This is a genomic window from Herbidospora sakaeratensis (assembly GCF_001570525.1).
Lineage (GTDB): Bacteria > Actinomycetota > Actinomycetes > Streptosporangiales > Streptosporangiaceae > Herbidospora > Herbidospora sakaeratensis.
On the sequence record NZ_BBXC01000027.1, the window covers coordinates 97,053 to 103,589 of the forward strand.

General features: G+C 71.1%; 8 protein-coding genes and 1 pseudogene. 4 read left to right on the top strand and 5 right to left on the bottom strand.

What is annotated here, in order from left to right; all coding sequences use genetic code 11:
* Window positions 1-18: 18 nt before the first annotated feature.
* The gene (gene thiE / locus AW271_RS36325) at window positions 19-663 is read left to right on the top strand and encodes a thiamine phosphate synthase (RefSeq protein ID WP_062342573.1); all 645 of its coding nucleotides are present in this window, start codon (window positions 19-21) and stop codon (window positions 661-663) included.
* Here thiE and AW271_RS36330 read toward each other — a convergent pair.
* The gene (locus AW271_RS36330; RefSeq protein WP_062342597.1) at window positions 660-1,727 is read right to left on the bottom strand and encodes a polyprenyl synthetase family protein; all 1,068 of its coding nucleotides are present in this window, start codon (window positions 1,725-1,727) and stop codon (window positions 660-662) included. The two genes, thiE and AW271_RS36330, sit on opposite strands and share 4 nt — an antisense overlap.
* Window positions 1,728-1,856: 129 nt before the next feature.
* Here AW271_RS36330 and metF point away from each other — a divergent pair, with 129 nt between their 5' ends.
* The gene (gene metF, locus AW271_RS36335) at window positions 1,857-2,777 is read left to right on the top strand and encodes a methylenetetrahydrofolate reductase [NAD(P)H] (protein WP_062342575.1); all 921 of its coding nucleotides are present in this window, start codon (window positions 1,857-1,859) and stop codon (window positions 2,775-2,777) included.
* Between the two features lie 49 nt (window positions 2,778-2,826).
* Here metF and AW271_RS43015 read toward each other — a convergent pair whose 3' ends face one another.
* The 3 genes from AW271_RS43015 to AW271_RS36345 form a co-directional block, all read right to left on the bottom strand.
* On the bottom strand, window positions 2,827-2,958 hold the full coding sequence (locus AW271_RS43015) for a hypothetical protein (protein ID WP_275935793.1): 132 nt from the start codon (window positions 2,956-2,958) through the stop codon (window positions 2,827-2,829).
* A 195-nt stretch (window positions 2,959-3,153) separates the two neighbouring features.
* The gene (locus AW271_RS36340; RefSeq protein ID WP_174553142.1) at window positions 3,154-3,708 is read right to left on the bottom strand and encodes a GNAT family N-acetyltransferase; all 555 of its coding nucleotides are present in this window, start codon (window positions 3,706-3,708) and stop codon (window positions 3,154-3,156) included.
* Window positions 3,709-3,726: 18 nt separating this feature from the next.
* The gene (locus AW271_RS36345) at window positions 3,727-4,203 is read right to left on the bottom strand and encodes a YbaK/EbsC family protein (protein WP_062342577.1); all 477 of its coding nucleotides are present in this window, start codon (window positions 4,201-4,203) and stop codon (window positions 3,727-3,729) included.
* Window positions 4,204-4,413: 210 nt separating this feature from the next.
* Between AW271_RS36345 and AW271_RS36350 the strand changes: the two genes are divergently transcribed.
* Complete coding sequence (locus AW271_RS36350; protein ID WP_245653370.1) at window positions 4,414-5,109, top strand: L,D-transpeptidase family protein; 696 nt, start codon at window positions 4,414-4,416, stop codon at window positions 5,107-5,109.
* Between the two features lie 71 nt (window positions 5,110-5,180).
* Window positions 5,181-6,152 carry an RNA-binding protein gene (locus AW271_RS36355; RefSeq protein ID WP_218008263.1) on the top strand — a complete coding sequence of 324 codons (972 nt, stop codon included), beginning with the start codon at window positions 5,181-5,183 and terminating at the stop codon, window positions 6,150-6,152.
* A gap of 125 nt (window positions 6,153-6,277) precedes the next feature.
* Here the strand turns inward: AW271_RS36355 and AW271_RS41760 are convergent.
* Window positions 6,278-6,537 (bottom strand): annotated as a pseudogene (locus AW271_RS41760) (hypothetical protein); the annotation flags it as partial.

The window sequence follows — 6,537 nt, forward strand, 5'->3', positions numbered from 1 at the left end:
CATGGCATCGTGGGGCGGGTGACTGACCCCTCCCGGCGCCGACTCGCCGACTCCCGCCTGTACCTCTGCACCGACGGCCGCCGAGAGCGCGGCGACCTGGTCGAGTTCCTCGACGCGGCGCTCTCCGGCGGGGTGGACGTCGTCCAGCTCCGGGAGAAGGGCCTGGAGGCCCGGGAGGAGCTCGCGCTCCTCGAGGTGTTCCGCGCGGCCTGCGACCGGCACGGCGCGCTGCTGGCGGTCAACGACCGCGCCGACATCGCCTACGCGGCCCGGGCCGACGTGCTCCACCTCGGGCAGGACGACCTGCCGGTGCCGGTGGCCCGCGAGATCGTCGGGGCCGGGATGCTGATCGGCCGCTCGACCCACGCCGCCGGCGAGGCCACCGCGGCCTCGGCCGAGCCGGGCGTCGACTACTACTGCTGCGGCCCGACCTGGCCGACCCCGACGAAGCCGGGCCGTCCGGCCCCGGGCCTGCCGCTGCTGGCCCATGCCGCCGGCCTGCCCTCCGACCGGCCGTGGTTCGCCATCGGCGGCATCGACCTGGGCAACCTCGACGAGGTGCTGGCCCAGGGCGCGACGCGGGTCGTGGTCGTGCGCGCGATCACCGAGGCCGCCGACCCGAAGGCGGCCGCCGGGGAGTTCGCCCGCCGTCTGCGGGGTTAGTTGCGGCGGGTCGTCGCCGCGATGGCCAGCGCCTTGAGGGCCTCGCGGGCCTCGGCCTCGATGGGGGCCGCGTCGAGGACCGCGATGGCCTCCTTCACGTACGTCGTGATGAGCTCCTCGGCCGAGGCGAGGGCGCCGGTGTCCTCGATGACGGCCCGGAGGGTGGCCACGCCCTCGGCGTCGAGCTTGGGGTCGCCGACGAGGGCGCGTACCGAACGGGCCTGGGCGGGGGAGGCCAGCTCCAGGGTGCGCGCGATGAGCATCGTGCGCTTGCCCTCGCGCAGGTCGTCGCCGGCCGGTTTGCCGGTCTCGGCCGGGTCGCCGAAGACGCCCAGGACGTCGTCGCGCAGCTGGAAGGCGATGCCGACGTTCTGCCCGTAACCGGCGCACACCTGGTCGATCCACGCCTCGCGCGACTGGGCCGCCAGGATCATGCCGAGCCGCAGCGGGTGCTCGACCGAGTACTTGCCGCTCTTGAACAGGGCCACCCGGCGGGCGCTCTCGAAGGAGTTCTCGCCGTGGGCCTGCGCCAGCAGGTCGAGATACTGGCCGTTCATCAGCTCGGTCAGCATGTGGTCGAAGACCGGCTGGGCGGCCGCCAGGCTCTCGGCGGGCAGGCCGGAGGTCCGCCACAACTCGCCCGACCAGATGAGCAGCAGGTTGCCGACCAGGATCGCCGCGCCCTCGCCGAACTGCACCGCCGACCCGTGCCACCCGGAGTCGACGTGCAGCTTCTCGAAGCGCCGGTGCGCCGAGGGCATGCCGCGCCGCATGTCGCTGGAGTCCATCACGTCGTCGTGGACGAGCGCGCTGGCCTGCAGCAGCTCCAGCGCCGACGCGGCGGAGATCACGCCCGGGTCGTCGGCCCCTCCGGCGGCCCGCCAGCCCCAGTAGCAGAAGGCCGGACGCAGCCGCTTGCCACCGGCCAGGAAGTCCCGAACCGTGCCGAGGACGGCCGTCAGGTCGGGGTCGTCGAACGCCGTCCGGCGGCGGTCGACGAAGCGCTGGAGGGCCCGATCCACCTCGGGGCGGATGAAGTCCAAAGGCGCGGTGGCATTTGTCATGTAATGAGGGTATATGCCGGTGATCGATTCGTTCATCTGGCGGGGTGGTTGTGATTGGTGATCCGAGATTTGATCATCCCGTAAGGCGGTTTCTGCCGTCTTTCCAGTGAGACTAGTAACCTTGGCCGCATGGCTCTGGGTCTCCCCTCACGCTTTCCCGACCGTGTCGCCACCGTGAGGGAGCTGCTCGCGGCGGGCGAGCGGTCGTTCTCGTTCGAGTTCATGCCGCCGAAGACACCCGAGGCGGAACGTCAGCTCTGGCGGGTGATCCGGGAACTGGAGTCGCTGAAGCCGACCTTCGTCTCGGTCACCTACGGCGCGGGGGGCTCCACCCGCGACCGCACCGTCGACATCGTCGAACGCATCGCCCACAGCACGACGCTCACGCCCGTCGCCCACTTCACCGCCGTCAACCACTCGGTCCGCGAACTGCGCCACCTCATCGGCCGCTTCGCCGACGCGGGCGTGCGCAACATCCTGGCCGTCCGGGGCGACCCGCCCGGCGACCCGATGGGCGAGTGGATCGCCCATCCCGAGGGCGTGCACTACGCCGAAGACCTGGTCCGGCTGATCCGCCAGTCGGGCGAGTTCTGCGTGGGCGTGGCGGCCTTCCCCTACAAGCACCCGAGGTCGCCGTCGGTCGAGTCCGACGTCGACTACTTCGTGCGCAAGTGCCGGGCCGGCGCCGACTACGCGATCACCCAGATGTTCTTCGAGGCCGACGACTACCTGCGGCTGCGCGACCGGGTCGCCGCCTCGGGCTGCGAGACGCCGATCATCCCCGGCATCATGCCGGTCACCAAGTTCGCCACCATCGCCCGCTCCGAGCAGCTGTCGGGCGCGCCGTTCCCGGCGAAGGTGGCCGAACGCTTCGAGAAGGTCAAGGACGACCCCGACGCCGTCTACAAGCTCGGCATCGAGCACGGCGTGGAACTGTGCCGCCGCCTCCTCGACGAGGGCGCGCCGGGCATCCACTTCATCACGTTCAACCGGTCGAACGCGACGCGCGAGGTCTACCAGGCCCTGATGCCGGCGGTCCCGGCACTCTGACACACGAAAAGGCGGGGCCGTCTCGACGACGGCCCCGCCTTTCGCGTGACTACGGCAGAGCGCACATCACGGCGTCGCGCCAGTCGTACTCCGCCCAGTTGTAGTCGGCGGCGTGGCCGCCGGTGATCTCGGCGAGCTCGCTTTCGTCGAGCGGGCGGGCGGAAGAGGCGAAATCGCTCACGTGAACCCCTTGGGTGCGGAGAACCTGACCCGCCCCACGCTGCCAAAGCGATCTTGTAACCGTCTTGAGGATCACTGCGGCCCTGGACGAGGTGGAGCGGTAGAGCGGCGGGACGACAGACGCCCGCGCCGGGCGGGCAGGGGGCCGTTCTGGGCCAGTGTCGCAAGGCGAGCCCGGGCTTTGGCGGGGCCGGCGCTAGGCGGGCGGCCCGAGGGGGAGGCGGGCGCCGGCGATGGCGTAGAGCTCTGAGCCGCCCGGGAAGGCGAAGGCCGTCATCAGGTCGTAGAAGCCGAGGCTCGCGTAGAGGTGGCGGGCCGCCGTCGGGGCGTCGTGGGTCGACAGGACGGCCGTGCGTTCCGGGCGGCCCGCGCACATGGTGTGGATCATGCGGCGGCCGATGCCCTTGCTCTGGTGGTCGGGGTGGACGTGGATCTCGGCCAGCTCCAGCGCGTCGCCGAACCAGTCGTCGGCCACCAGGGGACCCGCGCGTTCGAACAGGGACCGTTTGACCACGTCGTGCCACCACTGGCCGTGGGCGCCGTGGAAGCCGTAGGCGAACCCGGCGATCTCGCCGGCCTCGGTCGTGGCCAGCACCCCGGCGAAGGCCGGGTAGGTGGTGTGGTTGCGCATTATGGCCAGCCGCCCCGACAACTGGTCGGGCGGCGGGCGCATGGCGGCGGTGTAGATGCCCAGGACCGTGCGCAGTTCCGAGGTGAAGCTCTCGGGCCCCACCCGGCGCATCTCGATCATCCCCTGCACCCTAGCCGATCACGCCACGTCGGCGGGTGAACCCCGGGTCAGGGCGACGAGCTCGTCGAACGTCGTCGGGAAGACCGTGTGGGGGTGTCCGGCGGCGGCCCAGACGACGGGGTGCTTGCCGAGCCAGGTGTCGATGAGGGTGCGCACCGGCGCCGGATGCCCGATAGGGGCCACCCCGCCGATGGGGTGCCCGGTGTGCTCGCGGACGAACTCGGGGGACGCCCGGCGGACCTTCGCCACCCCGATCAACGACGCCACCAGGCCGGTGTCGACCCGGTGCGCGCCGCTGGTCAGCACGAGCAGCGGAGCGCCGTCGGCGTCGAACACCAGGCTGTTGGCGATCGCGCCGACCTCGCACCCGACCTGGGCGGCGGCCGTCGCGGCGGTCGGCGCCGCGTCCTCCAGGAGGACGATCTCCCCGGTGGCCCCATGGGCCCGGAGGATTCCGGCGATGTGGACAGCGCTCGGCGGCAACTTTTCTGGCACGCGCCAACTCTAAACAGATCGGATGGGACATGGCGTGTTGATAACGACACCACGCCCCCCATTTGGACCAATCGGCCCTTGGGTTATGGTCCATTGACCCGAGCTTGTGCACATTTGGAGGGGTTGGTAGCAATGGGGGTTCGGCAGCATCTGGCTGTCGCCGCCGCTATGGTCACGGCGGGGGCCGTGCTAGCGATATCACCGCCGGCCATGGCGGCGCCGGTGGCCGTGCAGCAGACCGTACAGACCGCATCTGCCTGGGTCTCACCCGGCAAGACGCTGAAACTCGGCGCGAAGGGCAGCGTCGTCAAGATCCTGCAGACGCGGCTGCGGGAACTGGGATACATGCCCGGCAAGATCGACGGCCGCTACGGCGGCTCCACGCAGTCGGCCGTCTGGGCCTTCCAGAAGGTCAACGGCATCAAGCCGACCAGCACCATCGCCGCGAAGACCTGGCGCGCCCTGGAGAACCCCAAACTCCCGAAGGTGCTGGTGCCCAACGGCAAGCCGACCCGCGCCGAGGTCAACCTGACGACCCAGATCCTGGTCCTGTACGTCAAGGGCCAGATCAAGCTGATCTCGCACATCTCCAGCGGCAGCGGCATCCCCTACGTGGAATACGCGACGTGGAACGGCACCCGCCAGAAGTTCACCGGCGACGCCCGCACCCCCACGGGGAACTTCAAGACGACGTGGCGCCGCGACGGCTGGCACAAGTCCTACCTGGGCCAGCTCTACAACCCGATCTTCTTCAACGGCGGCATCGCCTTCCACGGCGCGTTGTCGGTCCCCCTCTACCCGGCTTCGCACGGCTGCGTGCGGCTCCCCATGCACGTGGCCGAGATCCTTCCCGGCCTGCTCGGCAAGGGGGTGCCGGTGCACGTGCGGGGCAGGTTCCAGCGCTGACGCCGGCATCAGGAAAGGCCCCGCTGAAAGCGGGGCCCTTTTCGTTCTGTACGTGAACGCGGGAGGCCAGGGTGGGGCGCTCGCTGGTTTATGTCCACCGAATCACGAAGTACGACCCGGCAGACCGCGACGAGCGCGGCCACTACGCCGGTCCCGAGGACGTGCGCAGCGATCACGGCCCCGTCGAGGCGGCCTATCTGGAGGCCGTGGCCGCGTTCGCCCGGGAGACCGGCGTCACCCGCCTGACGATCCGGGAACCGTCGGTGACCGGCTTCATCGAGTTCGGCGTCGAAGCTCCGATCGAGGGCCACGGCCTGGCCGGGCTGTTCCCGCCCGACCTGGCCGGCTACCACGACGGCGCGCAGGTGTCCGTCCACGTCGCCCTGGAGCTGGTCAGGGCGATGCTGCGCGGCAACGGCGCCTGGTGCCGCCTCGAGGCCGAGGGCCGGTTCTTCGTCCATGTGGGCTACGACCAGTACGTCTACGTCGGCAGCGCGCTGCCGTGCGCGGAGGCGGTGACGTTCACCCACCGGCGAGGGCTGTTCGCCGAGCCCCTCGGCCGGTCGCCGTACGACCCGGAACTCGACGAGGCCGATCCCGCACGACGACGCCCTGCCGACGCGGCCTTCTGGGCCGACCTGGGGGCACTCGTCGCGGGGCGCGGCGCGGTGGTGCTGGAGGAGCTCTACGTCGGCAACGCCTCGCACTGGCACCGGATCACAACCGTGGACGAGATCGCAGAGATCCGGGCGAAGCTCACCCCGAGGGCCAGACTGCTGGTCTGGCCTGACCTGTCGACGGACGTGGAGGCGGCACTGGCCGGTCTTCCCGACGAGGGCGTCAGCGAAATCATCTGGCAGAGCCCGCAGGGCCATATCGACAGTCTGGTGGTCAGCGAGGCCCACTACACGGAGCTGCGCGCCATCCTGACCGACGCCCGCGCGGTGCTGATCAATTCCTTCTACGAGGACGAGTACCACCCCCTGATGGCCGCCGTGCTCCCCGACCCCGACGGAGTGCTCCGCGCCCGCTGGACGCCCTGACCTCGCGGAAGTCATGACGCCGGGTCGCAGAGGCGGGTGCCGAAACACCTCGTCCGGTCTGGTGTGCGCCGGTAGAGAAGTCGTTGCAGGACGGCTGCGCCGCGAGCATCTGGTAGCCCGCCGCCTCACCGGTCGACCAGGTCGACCCGCTGCCCTGACGAGGCGGCTCGGGGTCGTCGAACCCGTCGCCGCTGGTGCTGCCCCACGAGGGCGCGGAGGCCGGCGGCCGGTAGGTGCCACCGGCGGGCGGGGCCGGCCGGTTCGGGGTAGGCCGGCGGGATCGGTTCGGGCTGCGGTGAGGCGGGGCGGTGAGGCGGGGCGGTGAGGCGGGGCGGTGAGGCGGGGCGGTGAGGCGGGGCGGTGAGGCGGGGCGGTGAGGCGGGGC

Excerpts from the sequence above, each read along its gene's own strand:
- metF (WP_062342575.1), top strand. The coding sequence starts at position 1,857 with ATGGCTCTGGGTCTCCCCTCACGCTTTCCCGACCGTGTCGCCACCGTG.
- AW271_RS36340 (WP_174553142.1), bottom strand. The coding sequence starts at position 3,708 with ATGATCGAGATGCGCCGGGTGGGGCCCGAGAGCTTCACCTCGGAACTG.
- AW271_RS36350 (WP_245653370.1), top strand. The coding sequence starts at position 4,414 with ATGGCGGCGCCGGTGGCCGTGCAGCAGACCGTACAGACCGCATCTGCC.
- AW271_RS36330 (WP_062342597.1), bottom strand. The coding sequence starts at position 1,727 with ATGACAAATGCCACCGCGCCTTTGGACTTCATCCGCCCCGAGGTGGAT.